The 26,103-nt window shown below is 66.2% G+C and carries 17 protein-coding genes and 4 rRNA genes; 12 read left to right on the forward strand and 9 right to left on the reverse strand.

All coding sequences use genetic code 11. The features are described from left to right. Positions 1-42: 42 nt before the first annotated feature. Positions 43-1,568 (reverse strand): 16S ribosomal RNA (locus LRD69_RS14680). Positions 1,569-2,545: 977 nt separating this feature from the next. Beyond that, a complete protein-coding gene (locus tag LRD69_RS14685; protein ID WP_277327021.1) occupies positions 2,546-2,755 on the reverse strand; it encodes a hypothetical protein in 210 nt (69 codons plus the stop codon). A 317-nt stretch (positions 2,756-3,072) separates the two neighbouring features. Between LRD69_RS14685 and LRD69_RS14690 the strand changes: the two genes are divergently transcribed. From LRD69_RS14690 to LRD69_RS14730, 9 genes are all read left to right on the forward strand, one after another. After that, entirely contained in the window at positions 3,073-3,501 is a 429-nt protein-coding gene (locus LRD69_RS14690) for a VanZ family protein (protein ID WP_277327022.1), read from the forward strand. 68 nt (positions 3,502-3,569) lie between these two features. Then, the gene (locus LRD69_RS14695; RefSeq protein WP_277327023.1) at positions 3,570-4,286 is read left to right on the forward strand and encodes a response regulator transcription factor; all 717 of its coding nucleotides are present in this window, start codon (positions 3,570-3,572) and stop codon (positions 4,284-4,286) included. Next, positions 4,279-5,358: a HAMP domain-containing sensor histidine kinase gene (locus LRD69_RS14700; RefSeq protein WP_277327024.1), complete on the forward strand. Its 1,080-nt coding sequence runs from the start codon at positions 4,279-4,281 to the stop codon at positions 5,356-5,358. The genes LRD69_RS14695 and LRD69_RS14700 overlap by 8 nt, the downstream gene beginning before the upstream one ends. A gap of 194 nt (positions 5,359-5,552) precedes the next feature. Then, the gene (locus LRD69_RS14705) at positions 5,553-5,816 is read left to right on the forward strand and encodes a hypothetical protein (protein WP_277327025.1); all 264 of its coding nucleotides are present in this window, start codon (positions 5,553-5,555) and stop codon (positions 5,814-5,816) included. Continuing rightward, positions 5,813-6,556 carry a molybdopterin-dependent oxidoreductase gene (locus LRD69_RS14710; protein WP_277327026.1) on the forward strand — a complete coding sequence of 248 codons (744 nt, stop codon included), beginning with the start codon at positions 5,813-5,815 and terminating at the stop codon, positions 6,554-6,556. Before LRD69_RS14705 ends, LRD69_RS14710 begins: the two co-directional genes overlap by 4 nt. Further along, positions 6,540-7,175, forward strand: a complete 636-nt coding sequence (locus LRD69_RS14715; protein ID WP_277327027.1) for a cytochrome b/b6 domain-containing protein — start codon at positions 6,540-6,542, stop codon at positions 7,173-7,175. Before LRD69_RS14710 ends, LRD69_RS14715 begins: the two co-directional genes overlap by 17 nt. Before the next feature lie 614 nt (positions 7,176-7,789). Beyond that, positions 7,790-8,644, forward strand: coding sequence for a histidine kinase (locus LRD69_RS14720; RefSeq protein WP_277327028.1), 855 nt, complete (start codon positions 7,790-7,792; stop codon positions 8,642-8,644). Next, entirely contained in the window at positions 8,641-9,306 is a 666-nt protein-coding gene (locus tag LRD69_RS14725) for a response regulator transcription factor (RefSeq protein WP_277327029.1), read from the forward strand. The genes LRD69_RS14720 and LRD69_RS14725 overlap by 4 nt, the downstream gene beginning before the upstream one ends. Positions 9,307-9,455: 149 nt before the next feature. Then, positions 9,456-10,292, forward strand: coding sequence for a nitronate monooxygenase (locus LRD69_RS14730; RefSeq protein ID WP_277327030.1), 837 nt, complete (start codon positions 9,456-9,458; stop codon positions 10,290-10,292). A 364-nt stretch (positions 10,293-10,656) separates the two neighbouring features. Here LRD69_RS14730 and LRD69_RS14735 read toward each other — a convergent pair whose 3' ends face one another. The 5 genes from LRD69_RS14735 to LRD69_RS14755 form a co-directional block, all read right to left on the reverse strand. Then, entirely contained in the window at positions 10,657-10,851 is a 195-nt protein-coding gene (locus LRD69_RS14735) for a hypothetical protein (RefSeq protein WP_277327031.1), read from the reverse strand. Between the two features lie 284 nt (positions 10,852-11,135). Continuing rightward, positions 11,136-11,252: ribosomal RNA gene (gene rrf / locus LRD69_RS14740) — 5S ribosomal RNA — on the reverse strand. A 79-nt stretch (positions 11,253-11,331) separates the two neighbouring features. Beyond that, a 23S ribosomal RNA gene (locus LRD69_RS14745) occupies positions 11,332-14,454 on the reverse strand. 301 nt (positions 14,455-14,755) lie between these two features. Then, positions 14,756-16,281: ribosomal RNA gene (locus LRD69_RS14750) — 16S ribosomal RNA — on the reverse strand. Together the 16S, 23S and 5S rRNA genes form the textbook arrangement of a ribosomal RNA operon. A gap of 693 nt (positions 16,282-16,974) precedes the next feature. Next, a complete protein-coding gene (locus tag LRD69_RS14755) occupies positions 16,975-17,532 on the reverse strand; it encodes a MarR family transcriptional regulator (RefSeq protein ID WP_277327032.1) in 558 nt (185 codons plus the stop codon). Positions 17,533-17,665: 133 nt separating this feature from the next. On the opposite strand from LRD69_RS14755, the gene LRD69_RS14760 reads away from it, so the two are divergent. Beyond that, positions 17,666-18,991: an MFS transporter gene (locus LRD69_RS14760; protein WP_277329739.1), complete on the forward strand. Its 1,326-nt coding sequence runs from the start codon at positions 17,666-17,668 to the stop codon at positions 18,989-18,991. Positions 18,992-19,007: 16 nt separating this feature from the next. Here the strand turns inward: LRD69_RS14760 and LRD69_RS14765 are convergent, their stop codons facing one another. Both LRD69_RS14765 and LRD69_RS14770 read right to left on the reverse strand, forming a co-directional pair. Then, positions 19,008-20,774, reverse strand: coding sequence for a SpoIIE family protein phosphatase (locus tag LRD69_RS14765; protein WP_277327033.1), 1,767 nt, complete (start codon positions 20,772-20,774; stop codon positions 19,008-19,010). A 266-nt stretch (positions 20,775-21,040) separates the two neighbouring features. Then, positions 21,041-22,447, reverse strand: coding sequence for an NAD(P)/FAD-dependent oxidoreductase (locus LRD69_RS14770; protein WP_277327034.1), 1,407 nt, complete (start codon positions 22,445-22,447; stop codon positions 21,041-21,043). A 338-nt stretch (positions 22,448-22,785) separates the two neighbouring features. On the opposite strand from LRD69_RS14770, the gene LRD69_RS14775 reads away from it, so the two are divergent. Together LRD69_RS14775 and LRD69_RS14780 are read left to right on the forward strand one after the other, a co-directional pair. Next, the gene (locus tag LRD69_RS14775) at positions 22,786-23,664 is read left to right on the forward strand and encodes a helix-turn-helix domain-containing protein (RefSeq protein ID WP_277327035.1); all 879 of its coding nucleotides are present in this window, start codon (positions 22,786-22,788) and stop codon (positions 23,662-23,664) included. A gap of 339 nt (positions 23,665-24,003) precedes the next feature. Further along, positions 24,004-26,043 carry a sigma-70 family RNA polymerase sigma factor gene (locus LRD69_RS14780; protein WP_277327036.1) on the forward strand — a complete coding sequence of 680 codons (2,040 nt, stop codon included), beginning with the start codon at positions 24,004-24,006 and terminating at the stop codon, positions 26,041-26,043. The last annotated feature ends 60 nt before the right edge of the window (positions 26,044-26,103 follow it).

Below are 26,103 nucleotides of genomic sequence, written 5' to 3' on the forward strand. Positions count from 1 at the left end.
GTAGTGGCTCTGGATTCCTTGCGGAATCTAGATGCTCCTTAGAAAGGAGGTGATCCAGCCGCACCTTCCGGTACGGCTACCTTGTTACGACTTCGTCCCAATCGCCAGTCCCACCTTCGACAGCTCCCTCCCACAAGGGGTTGGGCCACCGGCTTCGGGTGTTACCGACTTTCGTGACGTGACGGGCGGTGTGTACAAGGCCCGGGAACGTATTCACCGCAGCAATGCTGATCTGCGATTACTAGCAACTCCGACTTCATGGGGTCGAGTTGCAGACCCCAATCCGAACTGAGACCGGCTTTTTGAGATTCGCTCCGCCTCGCGGCATCGCAGCTCATTGTACCGGCCATTGTAGCACGTGTGCAGCCCAAGACATAAGGGGCATGATGACTTGACGTCGTCCCCACCTTCCTCCGAGTTGACCCCGGCAGTCTCCTGTGAGTCCCCATCACCCCGAAGGGCATGCTGGCAACACAGAACAAGGGTTGCGCTCGTTGCGGGACTTAACCCAACATCTCACGACACGAGCTGACGACAGCCATGCACCACCTGTATACCGACCACAAGGGGGGCACCATCTCTGATGCTTTCCGGTATATGTCAAGCCTTGGTAAGGTTCTTCGCGTTGCGTCGAATTAAGCCACATGCTCCGCTGCTTGTGCGGGCCCCCGTCAATTCCTTTGAGTTTTAGCCTTGCGGCCGTACTCCCCAGGCGGGGAACTTAATGCGTTAGCTGCGGCACCGACGACGTGGAATGTCGCCAACACCTAGTTCCCAACGTTTACGGCGTGGACTACCAGGGTATCTAATCCTGTTCGCTCCCCACGCTTTCGCTCCTCAGCGTCAGTAATGGCCCAGAGATCCGCCTTCGCCACCGGTGTTCCTCCTGATATCTGCGCATTTCACCGCTACACCAGGAATTCCGATCTCCCCTACCACACTCTAGCCTGCCCGTATCGACTGCAGACCCGGGGTTAAGCCCCGGGCTTTCACAACCGACGCAACAAGCCGCCTACGAGCTCTTTACGCCCAATAATTCCGGACAACGCTTGCGCCCTACGTATTACCGCGGCTGCTGGCACGTAGTTAGCCGGCGCTTCTTCTGCAGGTACCGTCACTCTCGCTTCTTCCCTGCTGAAAGAGGTTTACAACCCGAAGGCCGTCATCCCTCACGCGGCGTCGCTGCATCAGGCTTTCGCCCATTGTGCAATATTCCCCACTGCTGCCTCCCGTAGGAGTCTGGGCCGTGTCTCAGTCCCAGTGTGGCCGGTCGCCCTCTCAGGCCGGCTACCCGTCGTCGCCTTGGTAGGCCATCACCCCACCAACAAGCTGATAGGCCGCGGGCTCATCCTTCACCGCCGGAGCTTTCAACCCCGTCCCATGCGGGACAGAGTGTTATCCGGTATTAGACCCCGTTTCCAGGGCTTGTCCCAGAGTGAAGGGCAGATTGCCCACGTGTTACTCACCCGTTCGCCACTAATCCACCCCGAAGGGCTTCATCGTTCGACTTGCATGTGTTAAGCACGCCGCCAGCGTTCGTCCTGAGCCAGGATCAAACTCTCCGTGAATGTTTTCCCGTAATCGGGACGACACACACGAGAGCGGAACAACCGGTCGGAATAGGACCGGTCGTCCACAGCGTCCTCGCTGTGTAAAATTGCCCACCGGAACCACAAGGCCCGGCAGGACTTTCAAAGGAACCACCAACCTGCCGAAACAGGCCGGGGTATCAACATATCTGGCGTTGACTTTTGGCACGCTGTTGAGTTCTCAAGGAACGGACGCTTCCTTCGTACTCACCCTCACGGGCTTTCCTCCGGGCTTTTCCCTTCGGTCTTGCGTCTCCGACTCTATCAGACTCTTTCGTGTCCGATTCCCGGTCGAAGCGGGTTCCGCTTTCCAGGTTCCCGCTTTCGCGTTTCCCTTTCCGGCGAGTCCGACTCTATCAGATCCTCTCGGGCCTGATTCCCAGTCAGCGGGCTTGTCATCCCGGCCATTGGGCCGTTCCGACACCCAAACCCTAGCGGATTCTTCCCGGCGATTCATAATCGCGTCTTCGAAATGAATTCCGGCATGCCGAAATCATCCCGAGTGGGAAACCGTACAGAGTTTTGGTTGCCGCATTCGCGGCGGGATCGGCTGTCGCAGAACCGTTCCGGCCCCATGACAACTCGGAGAACTTTACGGATCGACGAGGGACGTGTCAACCCCGCCAGGTCAAGCCGTTTTCGCCCTCACCTGCCCCGCCGCCCCGGGGGTACGCGACACGTCGCTGCCCTCACCGTCCTGCGCCCCGCAGCCGTACGCCTGGGCCCGTCCGTAGCGTGAGCAGGGTGCAGAGTTCCTCAGGATCTCCTCGCTGCGTTCGGCGTCGCAGGGGTCGCACCACGCCTCGGGTACGAAGGTCCACCCGTCGAGTTCAGGGGTGACGAAGACCCGGGCGAAGCCGTCTTACGGGCACGGCGTCCACCAGGCCATGCTCGGCATCGCCCGGCTTCACAAGCTCGCCATGGCGGATCGCTCTCCCCTCTATATGTGACGGCCTTCAGGCGTTCACGGTCCAGGGCAGATGTGCGGGCGTGACGACGAGCTCGGCCCGGATGCTCGGCAGTGCGATGTTCACGGACGAGTCGTCCGGCACCGGCAGTGGCTGGGCCGACGCGATCATCGGCGGCGGGACCATCTCATCGCCGGCTCGCGCCAGTTCCTCGATGCCGGGGATTTCCGTGTATCGCCGGGGTATCGAAAATCGCATACGCCACCGCAACGGCCCTCCGTCTCCAATGGGAACGTGAACCACAACGTAGCCCTGTCGGCACCACCCCGCCGCACGCGCAGCATCGTGCTCCTCGGCCTGGCGATCCTCGGCCTGGCGAGCGCCGTGTACGTCGTGCGCCGGCCGCTCATGATGTCCGCTCCGAGATGCATGGCCGGGCGGTGGCACGGCTGCTTCGACACGTTCAACGGTGTGGTGCTCATGACGTTGGTCGCGCTGCCGTTGGCCGTGCTCGTGCCGTCGGCGCCACGCCGTCGTGCCGTCGGCGTGGCGCCGACGGCACGACGGCGTGGCGGATGTCGCTGGCCGAGGTGGGCATGGTCCACGGGACGGTGCCGTTCCTCTGGCTGACCATGATGCCGGGCGCCGGGGCCTGCACCGTCCCCGGCCGGTTCAGCCTGGTACCGCTGCGGGACCTGGTCACGATGGGGCCGCTCGGGATCGTCGGCAACCTCCTGGTCTTCGCGGCGCTGGGGTTCTTCGCCCCGATGCGGTTCGCGGCGCTGGCCTCCGTGCCGCGGATCCTGGCACTCGGGGCGGGCTGCTCGGTCCTGGTCGAGACCGCACAGTACGTCCTGCGGCTGGACCGGGTGTCCTCCGTGGACGACGTACTGGTCAACGCCGCCGGCGCCCTGCTGGCCGCACTGGCGTCGCGCCGCTGGTGGCGCACCACGGCGCACGCTCCGTCGGACCAGCCTCGCCCCGCGCCGGCACCGGCAGGCTGAGTCGCGTGCCCGGAGTGCACACGTCTTTGCATACGTCGGCGACATGGCGTGCTGCTTAGGCTTCAGACATGCGCGTACTGATCGTGGAGGACGAGCCCTACCTGGCCGAAGCCGTGCGTGACGGCCTGCGGCTGGAGGCGATCGCCGCCGACATCGCCGGCGACGGCGACTCCGCCCTGGAACTGCTCAGCGTCAACTCCTACGACCTCGCGGTCCTCGACCGCGACATCCCCGGCCCCTCCGGCGACGAGGTCGCCCGGCGCATCGTCGCCTCCGGCAGCGGCATCCCGATCCTCATGCTCACCGCTGCCGACCGGATCGACGACAAGGCGTCCGGGTTCGGGCTCGGCGCCGACGACTACCTCACCAAACCGTTCGAGCTGCGGGAGCTCGTCCTGCGGCTGAGGGCGCTCGACCGCAGACGCGCGTACGCCCGGCCCCCGGTCCGCGAGATCGCGGGCCTGCGGCTCGACCCCTTCCGGCGGGAGGTCTTCCGCGACGGACGCTACATCGCGCTCACCCGCAAACAGTTCGCGGTGCTGGAAGTCCTCGTCGCCGCCGAGGGCGGGGTCGTCAGCGCCGAGGAGCTGCTGGCACGGGCCTGGGACGAGAACGCCGACCCCCTCACCAACGCCGTGCGCATCACCGTCTCCGCACTGCGCAAACGGCTCGGCGAACCGTGGATCATCGCCACGGTGCCCGGCGTCGGCTACCGGGTCGACACCCCTATGGGCATCATCGCCCCCGGCAAGGACACTTCCGACCCCGGCAGTACGCGTGCATAGACGCCCAGGGCTCAGCGCCCGACTGAAACTCACCCTCAGCTACGCCGGATTCCTCGCCATCGCCGGCGCTCTCCTGCTGGCCGTGGTGTGGGGGTACCTGCTGCGTTACGTGCCCGACAGCCCCAAGGGCCTTCTCGGGATCTCGCCCAACCGCTACCTCCTTGTACACACCTTCGCGCCCGCCGCGGCCGTGGCGATGGCCTTCCTGCTCGTGTTCGGCCTGCTGGGAGGATGGCTCCTCGCCGGCCGGATGCTCGCGCCACTCACACAGATCACGGATGCGGCACGGATGGCCGAGAACGGGTCGTTGTCCCACCGCATCCGCATGAAGGGCCGCCAGGACGAATTCCGTGAACTCTCCGACGCGTTCGACTCGATGCTCCGACAACTCGAGTCCCACGTCGTCGAGCAGCAGAGGTTCGCCGCGAACGCCTCCCACGAACTGCGCACCCCGCTGGCGATCTCGCGGACGCTCCTCGACGTCGCCCGCAAGGACCCCACGCGGGACCGGGATGAACTCATCGAACGCCTGCACGCCGTCAATACGAGGGCGATCGACCTCACCGAGGCCCTCCTGCTGCTCAGCCGCGGCGACCGCGGCAACTTCACCCGCGAGAGCGTCGACCTCTCCCTCATCGCCGAGGAAGCCGCCGAAACGCTGCTTCCCCTCGCCGAACAGCGCCGGATCACGCTCGACGTCACCGGCGGGGCGGCCCGGACCAGTGGCTCCGCGGAGCTCCTGCTGCAGATGGTGACGAACCTCGTCCAGAACGCCATCGTCCACAACCTCCCCGCCGGCGGCACCGTGACGGTCCACACCGAGGCGCACGGCGACACGAGCGTGCTGCGGGTCGAGAACACGGGCCGCCGGCTCCCACCGGAACTGGTACCGACCCTCACCGAACCCTTCCAGCGCGGAACGGAACGCGTACGCACCGACGAGCACGCCGGTGTCGGCCTCGGCCTGGCCATCGTGCACAGCATCGTCCGCGCCCACGGCGGGACCCTCGACCTCGTCCCCCGCCCCGCCGGCGGTCTCCTCGTCACGGTCGGGCTTCCCGGCACGCCGTAGGCATCGCTGAAGAGCTGGAAGATCCTGCGTGACCACCGGCCCCAGGAGGGCGCACCGGCCGTTCATCGCACCCCCTGCCGCGTACCACGGCCGTGGTATGCGGCACAGATGTCCACCGTGGCGGTGGTAGCCGAACTCCGTTCCTGCGGATGACCGTCGGAGAGCAGTGCGGAGAGAGACTGTTCCTGTCGGACATGACGCGTCTCGGACATGACGCGTCGCAGGAGACGCATGCGGACTTCGGGGAGCAGCAGATGAAGAAGTGGGTACGGCCACTGATCGGAGCATTTTTGCTCTTCGTAGGCGTGGTGTGGTCACTGCAAGGCTCCGGCGTTGTCGACAACAGCGAAGTGATGTCCGGCGAATCACAGTGGCTGTTCATCGGCCTGATCGTGGCCATCGTGGGTGTGACGCTCCTGGTCGGCGGCATCAGGAAGCTGCGGGCCGACCGACGGTGACGGCGAACAGCACCGGCGGCCCCGCCCGAGGGCGCCGCGAGGACAGGCCCGTCGGACGGCGGATCATTCTTGGTGCTCTGGGGCTCGGCGCCCTGGGAGTGGCTGTGGGCGCGCCTGCACAACGCAGGCTTGACGACACACTCGCCGCGGTAGCCAGCAAGGACCCCACCGGCCTTTTCTCACTGTTGCCCGGTGGCGGCGGCTTCCGCTTCTATTCCGTCGCCGACAAGGTCCCGCACCGCTCTGCCGACGACTACCGGCTGACCGTGGACGGTCTGGTGGACCGCCCCGCGTCGTACACACTGGACGAACTGACGGCCATGCCGAGCACCCGCCTGGTGCGGGACGTGCAGTGCGTCACCGGTTGGCGCGTTCCCCAGACGGCCTTCACCGGGGTACCGCTGTCTCATCTCCTTGACGTCGCCGGAGTGCGGCCCGACGCCGCCGCGGTGCGTTTCACCTGTTTCGACGGGGTCTACTCCGAAAGCCTCACCCTGGAGCAGGCGCGACGCCACGACATGCTGGTGTCCTACAAGATGCGGGACGAGCCGCTGACCGCTGCCCATGGCGGGCCGGTGCGCCTGTACGCCGCCCCGATGTACTTCTACAAGTCAGCCAAGTGGCTGTCCGGCATCACCGTCACCGATCATGTCCAGCCGGGCTACTGGGAGCATTTCGGCTACGACGTGGACGGCTGGGTCGGCAAGTCGAACGGACGCGATGATGCCCCGACCAGCTGAACAACCGGACCTGATCAGGCGTTTCACTGCCGCCGAACGCTGGATACACCGGGGCACAGCCGCTTTGGTGGGAACCGCCCTCGTTACTGCCGCCTTCCTCTACTTGCCGGTGCTGGCCGAACTCGTCGGACGGCGCAGGCTGTTGGTGACCGTGCACGAGTGGGCGGGCATCGCCATGCCCGTCCCGCTCCTGGCCGGCCTGGTCTCCCGTGCGTTTCGTGCCGACCTGAGCCGCCTGAACCGGTTCGGCCCGCACGACCGCGGATGGGTGCGTGCCGCCCTTCGCCGGCGGCCTCGTACAGCCGGAAAATTCAACGCCGGGCAGAAGCTGTACGCGAACGTCCTCGCCGGGGCCTTGCTCGTCATGATCGGCACAGGGCTCCTGATGTGGTTCCCTCGCCTTGCGCCCCTCCTGTGGCGCACCGGAGCGACATTCGTCCACGACTGGCTGGCCCTGCTCATCGCGGCTCTGGTCCTCGGCCACATACGGATGGCCGTCCGCGACGCACAGGCCCGCCGTGGGCTGCGCACCGGGCAGGTCCCACGGGACTGGGCGCGTCACCACCACCCGCTGTGGGAGGAGGAGAACCCGGCGCCCGCAGCCGCCCGGGAGCCCTGACGCACCCCGTTGCCAGGGCGGGAATTATCCTGCATCTACCGCAACCGTGACATCCGGAGCTCGTTCCGAAGGACCGCGGGCACTGGGCCGGTCCGAGACGAAGGCCGCCAACGGCTTCCACTCCGACAGCACTGCCGCGAACCACGGCGACAAGAGATCTCGATCGCGCCGTGAGTCACGCCGACGCTCGCCGGGTCGCATACGCAACACGTACGGGATACGGGATACGGGATACGGGAAGGGATATGGCACCAGTCACAGGCATCTGGACGACGGTGAGGAACCTCGCCGACCGTCCAGCCCGGCGGCCATTCGCCGTGGACGCCGTGGCCGCTGTCTGCTGCGTGCTCATCACCGGACCGATCATGATGCTGGTGTCGCACCAGGACCGAGCCGATCTTCGCCCGGCCGGAGCGATATCCGCAGTCTGCAGTCTGCTGGTGTTGTGCGCCCACCGATGGCCACGCGCAACAACGTGGGCAACGGCCACGACCAGCGTGGTACTTCTCGCCCTTGTGCCCGATACGCCGCCGCCCCCCGCACCGGCAGTCGCAGCGCTTTTCCTGCTCGCAGCCCGGACGGACCGCCGAACCGCCGTACGCACCGGCGCGGCAGTGGGCGTCGCGATGACCGCTGCCGCGTTCGTCGTGCGCCCCGAAATGTCGGCCGTGGAGGCCAACCTTGCGCTTCTGGCATGGACCCAACTGCCGACCGCGGTCGGGGACGCGGTACGGAGCCGACGCGAACTGCTGGTCTCCTATCAGGAACGCGCAGAGCACGCCGAGGCGACCAGGGAAGAAGAAGCGCGCCGACAGGTCGTGGCCGAGCGCATGCGCCTCGCCCGGGAACTGCATGACGTCGTGACGCACCACCTCACCCTGGTCAACGCGCAGGCCGGAGTGGCCCACCATCTGGTTCGCCAGGATGCCGAGCGCGCCTACAAGGCACTCGGGCAGATCCACGACACCAGCCGAGCGGCACTTGACGAACTGCGCGCCACCGTCGGCTTGCTGCGTCAGGCAGACGACTCCGACCAGCCCCTCACCCCGGCGCCCGGACTGCATGACCTGCCGGCGCTGCTGGACTCGTTCCGCCATGCCGGCCTCTGCGTGGAAGCCCAGTACGACAGGCCACGCGCCACTCTTCCGCCCCTGACCGACCTGGCCGCCTACAGGGTGGTCCAGGAGGCGATGACGAACGCGCGAAAGCACGTTGCCGATGCCCGTGTGTCCGTGGTCATCGCGGTTCACCGAACCCACCTGGAAGTCTCCGTCACCGACGACGGGGGCACCGGACCAGGTCACGGTCCCGGCACGGGCCTGGGGTTGATCAGCCTCACAGAACGCGTGCGCGCGGCGGGCGGAACCCTGCAGGCCGACCCCCAGATGTCAGGCGGCTTCCGCGTTCACGCACTCTTGCCCCTCGGTTCTCACGGCCTTCCGCAGGCAAGCCCCCGGGAGAGCGGATGAGTATCCGCGTGCTCCTGGTCGATGACCAGGCGCTGCTCAGAGGGACCTTCCGCATCCTGCTGGAGGCCACACCGGGCATCGAGGTCGTCGGTGAGGCATCCGACGGGTCGGACGCCGTGGAACACGTGCGAAGTCAGCCAACGGATGTGGTGCTGATGGACATCCGCATGCCCGGCCTCGACGGGATCGAATCGACCCGGATCATCACCGGTGACAAGGCCCTTGCCGGGGTGAAAGTACTCATCCTGACCACGTTCGAGACCGACGAGCACGTAGCGGATGCACTGCAAGCGGGAGCGAGTGGATTCGTCGGCAAAAGCATCCACCCGCAGGAGCTGATCGATGCGATCAGGACCATCGCCGCCGGTGACGCGCTGCTGTCGCCCGCAGCGACACGGTCGCTGATCCAGCGCTTCCTCGCACGCCGGCCCGCCGTACGGCACGCTGCGCCGATGTTGGAGAGTCTGACCGGTCGGGAGCGCGAGGTGGTGATGCTGGCGGCCATGGGACTGTCCAACGACGAGATCGCGGATCACCTCGGCATCTCCGTCCTCACGGCGAAAACACATGTGAACCGGGCCATGGTGAAGCTGGGGGCCAGAGACAGGGCGCACCTGGTCATTGCCGCCTACGAGGGAGGCCTGGTCCACCCCTCGCAGTGAACAGGCAGCGAGCCGGAACGCTGAAGACCGAGCGGATCGCACGACTGAATCAGAGGGCTGCTGCCCCGTGCTACGCCTTGCGCATGACGCATGTCCGAGCAACCGCGTCGGAGCCGCTCCATCCGGCGGCGGGTTAGTTCCATCGGAACATGGCAACTGCACCACCGTCTCTGCGCACCCGCTTCACGGAACTCGTCGGCTGCACGGTGCCCGTCCAGCTGGCCGGCATGGGCTGGGTGAGTGGCGTGGACCTCTCGGCCGCGGTCTCCCAGGCCGGCGGCCTCGGCATGGTCGCCTTCCCCATGGCGACACCCGAGGCCCTGACCGGGCTACTGGAGGACGTGCGGCGGCGCACCACCCGTCCGGTGGGGATCAATTTCCTTCTTCCGCTCCTCCAGGACCACGCGTGCATCGATATCGCCGCGGAGCGGATGTCTGTCGTCGAGTTCCTTTGGGCAACTCCCTCCCCGCGTCTGGTCGCTCGGGTCCAGGCGGGTGGGGCGCTCGCCGCGTGGCAGGTCGGTTCGGTGGAGGAGGCGCGAGAGGCGGCATACGCGGGGTGCGACTTCGTCGTCGTCCAGGGAGTGGAGGCGGGCGGGCACGTCCGTGGATCGCGGGCCCTGTTGCCGCTGCTCGGTGAGGTGGTGGAGCACGTCGATATCCCGGTCGTCGCAGCCGGCGGCATCGCCACCGCGAGATCCGTGGCAGCGGTCCTCGCCGCCGGCGCCGACGGAGCTCGTATCGGAACCCGGTTCATTGCCACGACCGAGACGTTGCTGGCCGGCGCCGCCGTACCGGTCCCGGCATCCAGTCCGTTCTGCCCGACCCGGACCACGACCGGTCAGGTGGACGCGATGCCGCTCTACGCGGGCGAGGCGGTCGGTGCCGTCACGAGGATCGAACCCGCCGCGGACGTGATCCGCGAACTCGCCACCGGCGCGGTCGCACTCCTCAACCGGGCGCTGTCCGGCCCGGATCCCGACTGACGGCCGTCACACGTGAGTCGCTTCCGGTGTCCAAGGAGAGCAGGGACGAGGCGTTCGCCGGCCCCTCGAACGGCATCGACGCTCTGCAGCGCCTCCGGATCGCCGCCGGGTACATGAGCCGAGTAGGTGAGGCGCTTCCCGCCCATAGAGCTCATGGCACGATCACGCGGGTCCTGATGGCCCTATCGTGACCGGCAGTTGAGGGCAGGGACCGATCTTTGGGGGTTGCGTGAACGTGGTCTGGGCGACGACGTCGCCGGAATCCGGGCGGTTCTCAACGGTTGAGAGACGTTCGGACATCAGCGTCCTCTCAGTCCGTTTCGGCCAACTGCGTGCCCTCGGGCACGGATACCTCGAAGTCCGGCTACCGGACAGTGACTATCCTCTGCTCACCCTCGGCTTCCGAGGTGATCACGCGGTCGTCCATCTGTTCAGAGATGCAGAGAGGGTTTCTCTTCTCTTGGGAGATGGCGTCGTCCCCTCCGACGCCGTGGTCGACATCCCGAGCATCGACGGTCCAGCAGAGTTCACGGGTGACTTCGTCCTGAACATCGAGCACGCGTCGCGCCTTGTGTGCACCTTTATCCGGGAAGGGGCGCCCAACGGTCTGGGCCAGTGGTGTCCGCTGTAGCCGCGGGCTTTGTACGACAAGGTCGAGGGCTGCGAGGCCGCGCAATGGGTGTTGAAGCAGGTGTGGCCGGTGCACGCGCTACTCGGTATCTCCGCATGTACTGGCAGGAAGTCACCGACAACTCGTCAGGCATCACAGGATCGTCGTACCCTGCCGCCCTGTGAACGCAGAAAAGCCCCGCACCAGAGGTGCGGGGCTTTTCCGGAATAATTGTTCGGCGGCGTCCTACTCTCCCACAGGGTCCCCCCTGCAGTACCATCGGCGCTGAAAGGCTTAGCTTCCGGGTTCGGAATGTAACCGGGCGTTTCCCTAACGCAATGACCACCGAAACACTATGAAATTAACCAACACCGGACAACAACACGGCCGTTCGTTATTTCAGAACTAACACAGTGGACGCGAGCAACTGAGGACAAGCCCTCGGCCTATTAGTACCAGTCAGCTCCACCCGTTACCGGGCTTCCACATCTGGCCTATCAACCCAGTCGTCTACTGGGAGCCTTAACCCCTCAAGGGGGTGGGAATACTCATCTCGAAGCAGGCTTCCCGCTTAGATGCTTTCAGCGGTTATCCTTTCCGAACGTAGCCAACCAGCCATGCCCTTGGCAGAACAACTGGCACACCAGAGGTTCGTCCGTCCCGGTCCTCTCGTACTAGGGACAGCCCTTCTCAATATTCCTACGCGCGCAGCGGATAGGGACCGAACTGTCTCACGACGTTCTAAACCCAGCTCGCGTACCGCTTTAATGGGCGAACAGCCCAACCCTTGGGACCGACTCCAGCCCCAGGATGCGACGAGCCGACATCGAGGTGCCAAACCATCCCGTCGATATGGACTCTTGGGGAAGATCAGCCTGTTATCCCCGGGGTACCTTTTATCCGTTGAGCGACAGCGCTTCCACAAGCCACTGCCGGATCACTAGTCCCGACTTTCGTCCCTGCTCGACCCGTCGGTCTCACAGTCAAGCTCCCTTGTGCACTTACACTCAACACCTGATTGCCAACCAGGCTGAGGGAACCTTTGGGCGCCTCCGTTACTCTTTAGGAGGCAACCGCCCCAGTTAAACTACCCATCAGACACTGTCCCTGATCCGGATCACGGACCCAGGTTAGACATCCAGCACGACCAGAGTGGTATTTCAACGGCGACTCCACAACCACTGGCGTGGCTGCTTCAAAGTCTCCCACCTATCCTACACAAGCCGAACCGAACACCAATATCAAACTGTAGTAAAGGTCCCGGGGTCTTTCCGTCCTGCTGCGCGAAACGAGCATCTTTACTCGTAGTGCAATTTCACCGGGCCTATGGTTGAGACAGTCGAGAAGTCGTTACGCCATTCGTGCAGGTCGGAACTTACCCGACAAGGAATTTCGCTACCTTAGGATGGTTATAGTTACCACCGCCGTTTACTGGCGCTTAAGTTCTCAGCTTCGCCGACCCGAAAGTCAGCTAACCGGTCCCCTTAACGTTCCAGCACCGGGCAGGCGTCAGTCCGTATACATCGCCTTACGGCTTCGCACGGACCTGTGTTTTTAGTAAACAGTCGCTTCTCGCTGGTCTCTGCGGCCACCCCCAGCTCATGGAGTAAATCCAATCACCAGTGATGGCCCCCCTTCTCCCGAAGTTACGGGGGCATTTTGCCGAGTTCCTTAACCATAGTTCACCCGAACGCCTCGGTATTCTCTACCTGACCACCTGAGTCGGTTTAGGGTACGGGCCGCCATGAAACTCGCTAGAGGCTTTTCTCGACAGCATAGGATCATCCACTTCGCCACAATCGGCTCGGCATCAGGTCTCAGACTTAATGTGTGACGGATTTGCCTATCACACGCCCTACACCCTTACCCCGGGACAACCACCGCCCGGGCTGGACTACCTTCCTGCGTCACCCCATCGCTTACCTAGTACAAGTCTGGTTCGTCGGCTCCACCACTACCCTCAACTCCGAAGAGATCGGGCCGGCTTCACGGACTTAGCATCGCCTGATTCAGTATTGGGCGTTTCAAAGCGGGTACCGGAATATCAACCGGTTGTCCATCGACTACGCCTGTCGGCCTCGCCTTAGGTCCCGACTTACCCTGGGCAGATCAGCTTGACCCAGGAACCCTTAGTCAATCGGCGCACACGTTTCTCACGTGTGTATCGCTACTCATGCCTGCATTCTCACTCGTGAACCGTCCACAACTCGCTTCCGCGGCTGCTTCACCCGGCACACGACGCTCCCCTACCCATCCCAGCAGGCGTTGGCCCTCAATGCTGGAATGACACGACTTCGGCGGTACGCTTGAGCCCCGCTACATTGTCGGCGCGGAATCACTTGACCAGTGAGCTATTACGCACTCTTTCAAGGGTGGCTGCTTCTAAGCCAACCTCCTGGTTGTCTCTGCGACTCCACATCCTTTCCCACTTAGCGTACGCTTAGGGGCCTTAGTCGATGCTCTGGGCTGTTTCCCTCTCGACCATGGAGCTTATCCCCCACAGTCTCACTGCCGTGCTCTCACTTACCGGCATTCGGAGTTTGGCTAAGGTCAGTAACCCGGTAGGGCCCATCGCCTATCCAGTGCTCTACCTCCGGCAAGAAACACACGACGCTGCACCTAAATGCATTTCGGGGAGAACCAGCTATCACGGAGTTTGATTGGCCTTTCACCCCTAACCACAGGTCATCCCCCAGGTTTTCAACCCTGGTGGGTTCGGTCCTCCACGAAGTCTTACCTCCGCTTCAACCTGCCCATGGCTAGATCACTCCGCTTCGGGTCTTGAGCGTGCTACTAAAACGCCCTATTCGGACTCGCTTTCGCTACGGCTTCCCCACACGGGTTAACCTCGCAACACACCGCAAACTCGCAGGCTCATTCTTCAAAAGGCACGCAGTCACGACCCACATCCGAAGATGTGAGCGACGCTCCCACGGCTTGTAGGCACACGGTTTCAGGTACTATTTCACTCCGCTCCCGCGGTACTTTTCACCATTCCCTCACGGTACTATCCGCTATCGGTCACCAGGGAATATTTAGGCTTAGCGGGTGGTCCCGCCAGATTCACACGGGATTTCTCGGGCCCCGTGCTACTTGGGTGTCTCTCAAACGAGCCGTCAATGTTTCAGCTACGGGGGTCTTACCCTCTACGCCGGACCTTTCGCATGTCCTTCGCCTACATCAACGGTTTCTGACTCGTCTCACGGCCGGCAGACCGCAAAAGAGAGATCCCACAACCCCGCATGCGCAACCCCTGCCGGGTATCACACGCATACGGTTTGGCCTCATCCGGTTTCGCTCGCCACTACTCCCGGAATCACGGTTGTTTTCTCTTCCTGAGGGTACTGAGATGTTTCACTTCCCCTCGTTCCCTCCACACTGCCTATGTGTTCAGCAGCGGGTGACAGCCCATGACGACTGCCGGGTTTCCCCATTCGGACACCCCCGGATCAAAGCTCGGTTGACAGCTCCCCGGGGCCTATCGTGGCCTCCCACGTCCTTCATCGGTTCCTGGTGCCAAGGCATCCACCGTGCGCCCTTAAAAACTTGGCCACAGATGCTCGCGTCCACTGTGCAGTTCTCAAACAACGACCAGCCACCCATCACCCCACCCACAAGGGCGAGTTCACTGGGGCCGGCAACCGAAGGACAGACTCAAACGAGCCCGTACCCTCAGATACCCAACAACGTGCCCGACACGACCGACCATTCTCCACGTTCCACGCCGAAGCAGTACTGGTGAACAACAACCTGTCGTGCCGAATAGTCAACGTTCCACCCATGAGCTAACCACCGTCGAACATTTGCCGACGTAGTGGCTCTGGATTCCTTGCGGAATCTAGATGCTCCTTAGAAAGGAGGTGATCCAGCCGCACCTTCCGGTACGGCTACCTTGTTACGACTTCGTCCCAATCGCCAGTCCCACCTTCGACAGCTCCCTCCCACAAGGGGTTGGGCCACCGGCTTCGGGTGTTACCGACTTTCGTGACGTGACGGGCGGTGTGTACAAGGCCCGGGAACGTATTCACCGCAGCAATGCTGATCTGCGATTACTAGCAACTCCGACTTCATGGGGTCGAGTTGCAGACCCCAATCCGAACTGAGACCGGCTTTTTGAGATTCGCTCCGCCTCGCGGCATCGCAGCTCATTGTACCGGCCATTGTAGCACGTGTGCAGCCCAAGACATAAGGGGCATGATGACTTGACGTCGTCCCCACCTTCCTCCGAGTTGACCCCGGCAGTCTCCTGTGAGTCCCCATCACCCCGAAGGGCATGCTGGCAACACAGAACAAGGGTTGCGCTCGTTGCGGGACTTAACCCAACATCTCACGACACGAGCTGACGACAGCCATGCACCACCTGTATACCGACCACAAGGGGGGCACCATCTCTGATGCTTTCCGGTATATGTCAAGCCTTGGTAAGGTTCTTCGCGTTGCGTCGAATTAAGCCACATGCTCCGCTGCTTGTGCGGGCCCCCGTCAATTCCTTTGAGTTTTAGCCTTGCGGCCGTACTCCCCAGGCGGGGAACTTAATGCGTTAGCTGCGGCACCGACGACGTGGAATGTCGCCAACACCTAGTTCCCAACGTTTACGGCGTGGACTACCAGGGTATCTAATCCTGTTCGCTCCCCACGCTTTCGCTCCTCAGCGTCAGTAATGGCCCAGAGATCCGCCTTCGCCACCGGTGTTCCTCCTGATATCTGCGCATTTCACCGCTACACCAGGAATTCCGATCTCCCCTACCACACTCTAGCCTGCCCGTATCGACTGCAGACCCGGGGTTAAGCCCCGGGCTTTCACAACCGACGCAACAAGCCGCCTACGAGCTCTTTACGCCCAATAATTCCGGACAACGCTTGCGCCCTACGTATTACCGCGGCTGCTGGCACGTAGTTAGCCGGCGCTTCTTCTGCAGGTACCGTCACTCTCGCTTCTTCCCTGCTGAAAGAGGTTTACAACCCGAAGGCCGTCATCCCTCACGCGGCGTCGCTGCATCAGGCTTTCGCCCATTGTGCAATATTCCCCACTGCTGCCTCCCGTAGGAGTCTGGGCCGTGTCTCAGTCCCAGTGTGGCCGGTCGCCCTCTCAGGCCGGCTACCCGTCGTCGCCTTGGTAGGCCATCACCCCACCAACAAGCTGATAGGCCGCGGGCTCATCCTTCACCGCCGGAGCTTTCAACCCCGTCCCATGCGGGACAGAGTGTTATCCGGTATTAGACCCCGTTTCCAGGGCTTGTCCCAGAGTGAAGGGCAGATTGCCCACGTGTTACTCACCCGTTCGCCACTAATCCACCCCGAAGGGCTTCATCGTTCGACTTGCATGTGTTAAGCACGCCGCCAGCGTTCGTCCTGAGCCAGGATCAAACTCTCCGTGAATGTTTTCCCGTAATCGGGACGACACACACGAGAGCGGAACAACCGGTCGGAATAGGACCGGTCGTCCACAGCGTCCTCGCTGTGTAAAATTGCCCACCGGAACCACAAGGCCCGGCAGGACTTTCAAAGGAACCACCAACCTGCCGAAACAGGCCGGGGTATCAACATATCTGGCGTTGACTTTTGGCACGCTGTTGAGTTCTCAAGGAACGGACGCTTCCTTCGTACTCACCCTCACGGGCTTTCCTCCGGGCTTTTCCCTTCGGTCTTGCGTTTCCGACTCTACCAGACTCTTTCGTGTCCGATTCCCGGTCGAAGCGGGTTCCGCTTTCCAGGTTCCCGCTTTCGCGTTTCCCTTTCCGGCGAGTCCGACTCTATCAGATCCTCTCGGGCCTGATTCCCAGTCAGCGGGCTTGTCATCCCGGCCATTGGGCCGTTCCGACACCCAAACCCTAGCGGATTCTTCCCGGCGATTCATAATCGCGTCTTCGAAATGAATTCCGGCATGCCGAAATCATCCCGAGTGGGAAACCGTACAGAGTTTTGGTTGCCGCATTCGCGGCGGGATCGGCTGTCGCAGAACCGTTCCGGCCCCATGACAACTCGGAGAACTTTACGGATCGACGAGGGACGTGTCAACCCCGCCAGGTCAAGCCGTTTTTCGTCGCACGTTCCCCGCGTGCCCGTCCCGGGTCAGTCCAGGTCGGTGAGGCGGCCGCCGGCGTCCGGCTGGGTGTGTTCCACCCGGCGCAGGAGGCGGATGAGCATCTCACCCAGAGCGCCGCGCTCGTCGCCCGAGAGGTCCTGGAGCAGGTCCTCCTCGAAGGCGGATGCCATGCGCATCGCCTCCAGCCACTTCGTGCGGCCCTCGTCGGTCAGCTCGACGATGACACGTACCCGGTTGCTCTCGTCCCTGTCGCGGGTGACCAGGCCCTCGCTCGCCATGCGGTCGATGCGATGGGTCATCGCCGCCGGGGTCAAGCCGAGGCGCTTGGCCAGCTCGCCCGGGCCCAGCCGATACGGCGAGCCCGCCACGACGAGGGTCTTGAGGACCTCCCACTCGGTGTTGCTGATGCCGAGGTCGGCCAGCTGGCGTCCGTACCCGACGTTCATCCGGCGGTTCAGCCGGCCCAGGGCCGAGACGACCTGCTCGACCTGGGGATCGAGGTCTCGGAACTCGCGCTGATAGGCCGCGATCTGCTCGTCGAGGCTCGGCTCCTCGAGGCCGGACGGCTCGGTGGTGTCAGACATGGCGGGCAGTATGGCACGCCTTTCGTTGGCGTCGAAGTCCTTCATTCTGTACTGTTGAAGTTCTAACTTTACTGTTGAAGTCTTAGGACGTGAGTCCTTCGCGAACTTGAGGTAGGTGAGTGTGACCAGGGAAATGGGCGCAGCGCTGCGGCGGATCCAGCTGGGAAGCGCGCTGAGCGCGTTCGGTGTGGGGTTCACCGTCCCGTATCTGTACGTCTATGTGGCGCAGGTCCGGGATCTGGGTGCCGGTACGGCGGGTGTCGTGCTGGCGGTCTTCGCCATGGCTGCGCTGGCTGTCCTGCCGTTCACCGGGCGGGCCATCGACCGGCGCGGTCCGATGCCGGTGCTGATCGTCGCCGCCGTGGTGGCGTCCGTGGGTGCGGCGGCCCTCGGACTTTCGTCGAGCGTGACGACGGCCGTGCTGTCGGCCGCCGTACTCGGTGCGGGCACGGCGGTCATGTCGCCGGCGCTCGCCACCATGCTCGTCCGGTGCTCCAGCACGGCGACTCGTACACGCGCCTTCGCCATGCAGTTCTTCCTGCAGAACCTGGGGCTCGGCATCGGCGGGCTGGTCGGCGGGCAGATCGTCGACACGAGCCGGCCGGAGACCTTCACGCTGCTGTTCCTGATCGAGGCGGCGATGTTCATCGTGCTCGGCGTCGTCGCTGCGACGGTGCGGACGCCCCGTGCTCCCGCGATCGTGGACGCCCGGCCCTCCGACGGGTCCGCCGCCGGGGGCGGACTGCGCGTGCTGCTGTCGCACCGGGCCATGGTGCAGTTGTGTGTCCTGGGCTTCGTGCTGTTCTTCGCCTGTTACGGCCAGTTCGAGTCCGGTCTCGCGGCGTACGGCACCGAGGCTGCCGGGATCGAGCCCTCGACGCTGGGCATCGCGCTGGCCGCCAACACCGCGGTCATCGTCGTGGCGCAGTTCGTCGTGCTGCGGCTCGTCGAGCGCCGCAAGCGCAGCCGGGTCATCGCCGCGGTCGGCCTGATCTGGGCGTTCGCCTGGATCGTGGCGGGGTACGCGGGGCTCGGGCACGGCAGCCAGACCATGGCGACGGCCGCGATGATCTCGACGTACGCGCTGTTCGGGCTCGGCGAGTCGATGTTGTCGCCGACGGTGGCACCGCTGGTCGCCGATCTGGCGCCCGAGTCGATGGTCGGTCAATACAACTCGGCGTTCGCCCTGGTCAAGCAGCTTGCACTGGCGGTCGGACCGGCCGTGGGCGGGCCGATGGGCGCCTCGCTGCACGGTCCGTACATCGTGACGTTCGTGCTGTTCTCCCTGGGCATCACCGTGCTCGCGCTGCGGCTGGGCCGTCAGCTCACCCCGGTACAGGACCAGCCGTCGCTCGTGGCGGCGCCGTCGCGGGTGGTGGCCGTGTCCCGGCCGGACACCGCGGGGGCTGTCCCCGAGCGGGTGTCCGAGCCGGCCATCGTCCCCGCTGCCGCAGGGTGACGTCACGCGCTGCCGGTCACTGAGGCAGCGCGAACTCGCACCAGACCGCTTTGCCGCCGCCCGGTGTGCGGCGGCTGCCCCAGGACGAGGCGATCGTCGCGACGATGGAGATGCCGCGGCCCGCCTCGTCCGCCGGATCGGCGCGGCGGCGGCGCGGCAGATGGTCGTCGCCGTCGGTCACCTCGATGATCAGGCGGCGGTCGGTGCGACGCAGGCCCAGGCGCATCGGCGGGGTGCCGTGCTGGAGGGAGTTGGCCACCAGTTCGCTGGCGGCCAGGACGCCCAGGTCGCACAACTCCACGGGGAAGCGCCACGACGCGAGGACGCCGGTTGCGAAGGCGCGGGCGCGCGGGGCCGCTTCGATGCCGCCGAGGAGTTCGAGCGAGGCGTTGTGGAACAGCTCCGCATTCGTGCCTGTGCGGGCGGGGTGCTGGACGACCAGCACCGCCACGTCGTCGTCGTGTTCGGCGGTCACGCCGAGGGAGCGGATGAGACGGTCGCAGACGACCTGCGGGGACCCCTTGGCTCCGGAGAGAGCCCGCTCCAGGGCGGCGACGCCTTCGTCGATGTCCTCGCTGCGGCGTTCGACGAGGCCGTCCGTGTAGAGGACGGCAGTGGAACCCGGCGGGAGCTCGATCGTGCCCGAGGTGTGGATCCAGCCACCGGTGCCCAACGGTGGTCCGGTCGGGTCCTCGGCGCGGTGGACCGTACCGTCCTCGTCGCGGACCAGGATGGGGAGGTGGCCGGCGGAGGCGTAGACGAGCCGGCCCTCGTTCGGGTCGTGGACCGCGTAGGCGCAGGTGGCGATCTGGCTGGCGTCGATCTCCGCGGCAAGGCCGTCGAGCAGCTGGAGCACCTCGTGCGGCGGGAGGTCGAGGCGGGCGTAGGCGCGCACGGCCGTGCGGAGCTGGCCCATCACCGCGGCGGCACGCACTCCGCGGCCCATCACGTCCCCGATGACGAGGGCGGTGCGGCCGGCGCCGAGCGTGATGACGTCGTACCAGTCGCCGCCCACCGCCGCGTCCACGCCGCCCGGCTGGTACGTGGCGGCGATCCGCAGGTCGTCGGGCTGTTCGAGCTCCTGCGGGAGCAGGGAACGCTGGAGGGTGACGGCCGTTTCGCGGAGGCGGCGTTCGCTGGCGCGCAGGCGCTCGGCCGCTTCGGCATGGTCGGTGACATCGGCGGCGTACACGAGGACACCGCCCCCGCTCCCCTTGTCCCCTGCGCTGTTTCTGCCGTTCTTGTTCTTGCTGCTGCCGTGCGCGGCGAGGCCGGTGGGCGTGGCGACGGGGGTGCAGGTCACGGTGTACGAGTTTCCGCTGCGGACCTTGCGGGACTTGACCGTGCGGGGCGTGCCGCTGCGCAGGACCTGGTCCATGAGGGGCAGCAGGCTGAGCTCGTCGAGTTCGGGCATGGCCTCGGCGGCGGTGGCGCCCGTGGGACGGGGGCCGAAGGCTGCGGCGTAGGCGTCGTTGACGTACGCGATGCGGTGGTCGGGGCCGTGCACCAGGGCGACGAGGGCGGGCAGCCGGCCGAGGATCTCGTGGGCGGGGAGATCCTCCAGGGCGGGGCCGGAGGGACGACCGGAGGACTGGTCCGCGGGTTGATCGGGCTTCCGGGAGTTCTCTGCGGATGCCTCGGGAGTGTCGCCGCCCGGGGAGCCGGATCCGGGCTCGGACCTGGCGTACTCGGCGCGGGCCGAGGGCACGGAACTGCGGTCGTCCCGGGCTGCGGCACGGCGCTGCGTTCCTGGTAGGCGGGCGCTCCAACGCGTGAAGTTCACGGAATTTCTGGCCTCGTGTGTCGGTCTGGTCCGCTCGGGCGGTCTTCTCCGCCCGGGCGGAGCTGCTTCCTCTGCCGGTTCTGCCGTCCGGTTCTGCTACCGGTTTCTCTCTCGCCGGGGTCGGGGGCGCCGGGGGCCGGACCCCCGGTGAGGCGCAGCCGGGCCTCGTGGTGCTGGTCACTGTTGGTCACTGCCGGCCGGGTCACTCTGTGCAGGTGTGGGCCCACCTATGGTCACACGTCCAGTGTGACGGACCGTACTGACAGTCAGCCGTCCTTCTTCGACGGCCCTTTGCCGTCGGGACGTCTTCCCCCGGCGGCGAGTTCGAATTCGGCGCGCGGGTGTTCCAGCGAACCGAGGGACACGATCTCGCGTTTGAAGAGTCCGGCGAGGGCCCATTCGGCAAGGACGCGGGCCTTCCGGTTGAACGTCGGCACCCTGCTCAGGTGGTACGTGCGGTGCATCAGCCAGGCCGGATAGCCCTTGAGCTTGCGCCCGTAGACATGGGCCACGCCCTTGTGCAGGCCGAGTGAGGCGACGGAGCCCGCATAGCTGTGCCGGTAGTCCGTGAGCGGCTCGCCGCTGATCGCCGCGAGGATGTTCTCGGCGAGCACCTTGGCCTGGCGCACCGCGTGCTGCGCGTTGGGGGCGGTCTCCTTGCCCGGCTCGTCCGCGGTCAGGTCGGGTACGGCCGCGGCGTCCCCGGCGGCCCACGCGTGTGCGGTGCCCTCGACGGTGAGCTGCGCCGTGCACCGGAGCCTGCCGCGTTCGTCGAGCGGAAGATCGGTGGCGGCGAGGACCGGGGCGGGTTTGACGCCCGCGGTCCAGACGAGGGTGCGGGTCGGGAAGCGGGAACCGTCGCTGAGGACGGCGATCCGGTCCTCGCAGGAGTCCAGCCGGGTGTCGAGACGTACGTCGATGTTGCGGCCGCGCAGCTCTCGGATGGCGTACGTGCCCATCGCGTCGCCGACCTCGGGAAGGATCCGGCCGGAGGCCTCGACGAGGATCCACTTCAGGTCCTCGGCCTTGATGTTGTGGTAGTAGCGGGCGGTGTAGCGCGCCATGTCCTCGAGTTCGGCGAGCGCCTCGACGCCCGCGTAGCCGCCGCCGACGAAGACGAAGGTGAGGGCGGCGTCGCGGATCGCCGGGTCGCGGGTGGCGGAAGCGATGTCCATCTGCTCGATGACGTGGTTACGCAGGCCGATGGCCTCCTCGATGGTCTTGAAACCGATGCCGTGCTCGGCGAGGCCGGGGACCGGGAGGGTGCGCGACACGGAGCCCGGGGCGATGACGATCTCGCCGTACGGGATCTCGACGGCGCCCGTACCGTCCTCGCCGGTGGCAAGGGTGGTGACGGTCGCGGTGCGCTTGGTGTGGTCGATGCGCTGCGCCTCGCCGATGACGATGGTGCAGTGCGCCAGGACGCGTCGGAGCGGCACGACGACATGGCGCGGCGAGATCGAACCGGCGGCTGCTTCGGGCAGGAACGGCTGATATGTCATATAGGGCTCGGGCGTGACGACGACGATCTCGGCCTCGCCGGACTTGAGTCTCTGCTTCAGCTTCCGCTGCAGACGCAGAGCTGTGTACATCCCGACGTAGCCACCGCCGACGACGAGAATGCGCACACCGGGCGGTGGGCCGGGGATCGTACCCCGGGAATCTGAAGCCATCACCTCCCCATGACGCAACGCGCTCCGGTGTTTGTCCACAGCCCCGGCAAATTGTGTGACCGGAGGTTTTCCGTGGGCCTGTGTCGTCGATGCCTCCGGGAATGCGGAAGGCACGCAGGTCAGGCGTTGCCGCGGAGGTGGTGGAGCAGGGCGGGAACAGGAACGGATCGGTCCTTGCTCCGATCGGGGGACGCTCCGTGCGGAACAACCCCCTTCTGAATTGACCGGGGCTCAACTATGTTCGTATGTCGTCGGGGTGTCGGGTTGGGATGGAGATCCGCTCCCCGGCTGACACGGCGGGAAGTCTCCGGGGGGAGACGTCATAACCGGGGGAAGTTATGCACATTCAGGATTCGCATGGGCAGAGCACTACCGTCACGTCCGAAGGAAACGGACGAATCGGCACATTGAGTTCGACGGGACCAATCGGCTCGGTGGGCTCCGCCGGAACGGGAAGTGCGGTCGGGACCGGCGGCAGCGCCTCCCGCTCGACACCGCTGCGCGTGGACGCACAGCGCAATCTGGAGCATGTACTGCGGGCTGCGCGTGAGGTCTTCGGCGAGCTGGGGTACGGGGCTCCGATGGAGGACGTGGCGCGTCGCGCCCGGGTCGGGGTCGGCACGGTGTACCGGCGGTTTCCGAGCAAGGACGTGCTGGTGCGGCGGATAGCCGAGGAGGAGACCGCCCGGCTGACCGACCAGGCGCGCAGCGCACTGGGGCAGGAGGACGAGCCGTGGTCGGCGCTCTCGCGCTTCCTCCGGACGTCCGTGGCCTCGGGCGCGGGCCGACTGCTGCCGCCCCAGGTGCTGCGGGTCGGCGTCGATGTGGACGACTCGACGGTCGTCGGGGAAGCGGGAGTCGTACGGGACGCGGGCGCGGGCTCCGCCCCCTCCGGTGATGCCCGGGACACGGCACGCGTTCCTCAGCAGCGGCAGGGAGTGGGGCAGACCGACCTGCGGGCCGCCGGCCGGATCTCCGCCGACGAGACCGGACTCGCGGACGACGACATGGGCTCGGCCGAGCTGCTGGAGGTCGTGGGCCGGCTGGTCGACCGGGCGCGGGCATCGGGTGAACTGCGCCGCGACGTGACGGTGGCCGACGTGCTGCTGGTCATCGCCACAGCGGCGCCCTCGCTGCCGGATTCGGCTCAGCAGGCCGCCGCTTCGGCCCGGCTGCTGGACATCCTGCTGGAGGGTCTGCGTTCGCGCCCTGCGTGAGCGGGTCGCCCGGACACTGCCGGGCCGGAGCGGGCGGAGCGGAATGGGCGTAGCCGTAGGGCCGAGGCCGTGCGAGCGGGGCCGAATCCGTGAGGGTGTCGTTCCGGTCCGGTGAGGGCGGCGGGGGGGAATCGGTGTGGTCCGCGTGCGCGGAACATGATCGGCAACTCGCCCGACGCGGAGGCGCGTTGATCCCTCCCTGTTCGATGGCTGTTAGTGCTCGTATTCGGGAAAACGCCCCGGATGAGTGGTTGCAGTGACTGAACGGCCGTCGTCATTGAGCCGTGTGACACTCTTGCCCGGTGTTCGGGTCCGAAGGTGCATACGGGGGCTTCCGCGATGAGCGGTGACGGGCAGCAGGAAGAGTCGCTCGACGGCATGTCGGCCACGGGCGGCACGGACGCCGGAGGGGTGCCCCCCTTGCGGCAGGTGCCGAGTCAGGCCGGACCCGGGCGGTCCGACGGGGACGCCGAAGGCGGCACCGTACTGTCCGGCCCCTGGACGCCCGGGCCCGTCGGCGACGGGCCCGGTGACGGCGGACCGGCCGACGGTGCGCCCGGTCACCGCGGGCCGGCGGAGCCGGGCGGCGAGGCCGGGTCCGCGTCCGGTGCCGCCGTACCGATGCAGCGAGAGGGCGGCCGCGGTCCCGCCGCGGCCGGTCTCGCCCTCTCCGACGCCCAGTTGATCCTGCAGATGCGGGACGGCGACGATCTCGCGTACGAGGAGCTGTTCCGGCGCCACTCGGACAGGGTCCGCCGCTATGCGCGCACCTGCTGCCGCGACGCCCACACCGCCGACGACCTGACGGCTGAGGTCTTCGCCCGCACACTGCAGGCGGTACGGGGCGGCAAGGGGCCCGAGGAAGCCGTGAGGGCGTACCTGATGACGGCCGTCCGGCACGTCGCGGCCGCCTGGACAAAAACGGCGAAGCGGGAGCAACTGGTCGACGACTTCGCTGTGTTCGCCGCGCAGGCGGTCCGCTCCTCCGACATGTCGGATGCGGACACGCTGGACCTCGGCGCCGACGTCCTGGCGATGCACGAGGCCGAGCAGTCGATGGCGATGAAGGCGTTCCGCAGCTTGCCGGAGCGCTGGCAGGCGGTGCTGTGGCACACCACGGTCGAGGAGGAGTCTCCTGGCGAGGTCGCGCCGCTGTTCGGGCTGACCGCCAACGCCACGGCGGTGCTGGCCAGCCGGGCCCGTGAGGGGCTGAAGCAGGCATATCTGCAGGCGCACGTGAGCCAGTCGCTCACCTCGGGCGGCAACTGTGCGCGCTATGCCGACCGGCTCGGCGCGTACGCCCGGGGCGGGCTGCGGATCCGGGCCGAGCGCGGGCTGCGCAAGCATCTGGACGAGTGCGCGAGGTGCCGGGTCGCCGCAGGTGAACTCGCGCATGTCAACGCCGGGATTCCGGCGCTGCTTCCGGTCGCGGTCATCGGCTGGTTCGCCGGCGGGTACGCACTCAAGGCCGCCGGGATCGTGGCGGGCGGGGCGGCCGGGGCGGGTGCCGCAGCGGTGGCGACGGGCGGGAGTTCGTCCGGCGGCAGTGCGGCCGGTGGCGCAGCCGCCTCGGAAGGGCTCGGCGCGCCGGCCAAGGCCGGGATCGCGGCGGCGGTGGCCATGACGGCCGTGGCTGGTCTGGTGTGGGCGCTGATCGGTGGCGAGACGCCGAAGCCGGAGACCAAGCCGGAGACCAGGCCGCCGGTGGTGGCACCCGCCGTGCCGTCGCCCCCGCCGCCGGCAGCGAAGTCCCTGCCGCCGGGCATGCCAGCGCAGGCCGCCCCTGCGCCGGCTCCGCCGCCGAAGGCGGATCCGACGTCCCCGGCGCCCGCGCCCACACCCACACCGAAACCGAAACCGAAGCCGCCGGTCCCTGCGCCGCCGCCGTCCCCGACGCCGTCCCCGATGCCGACGCCCGCGCCGCCCCCACCGCCCGCGCCGCCGACCGTGTATCAGGTCAGCGAGTTGGACTACTCCGTCCACGGCGATCACACCGAGCCGGAGGTGGTGCTGGGTGCGAGCAGTTGGGTCTGGCGGCGCTCCGGCCTGTCGGTCGGTGGCACGCAGTACGCCCACGGAGTGACCGTGAACAGCCATTCCTCGGTGACCATCCGGCTGAACCGGTCCTGCACCCGTTACGAGGCGATGGTCGGGGTCGACGATCTGGCGCGGGGGCTCGGCTCGGTGCGCTTCTCCGTGTTCGACGGTGACGGGGCACGGTTGTGGCAGTCCCCGGTGATGAACGGCAACCATCCGGCCGTGCCGGTCGGGATCGGTGTCGAGGGGCGGCAGCGGATCCGGCTCGTCGTCGAACCGCACACGCCGTTCGGCGGAGTGACGCTGGCCGACTGGGCGGAGTCCAGAATCAGCTGCCGCTGAGACGCGGCCGGGGCACGCCCGGGCGGGGGAGCGGACCCCGCCGGGTGACCCGCCCGCCGG

This window comes from Streptomyces sp. JH14, from assembly GCF_029428675.1.
In the GTDB taxonomy this organism is placed as follows: domain Bacteria; phylum Actinomycetota; class Actinomycetes; order Streptomycetales; family Streptomycetaceae; genus Streptomyces.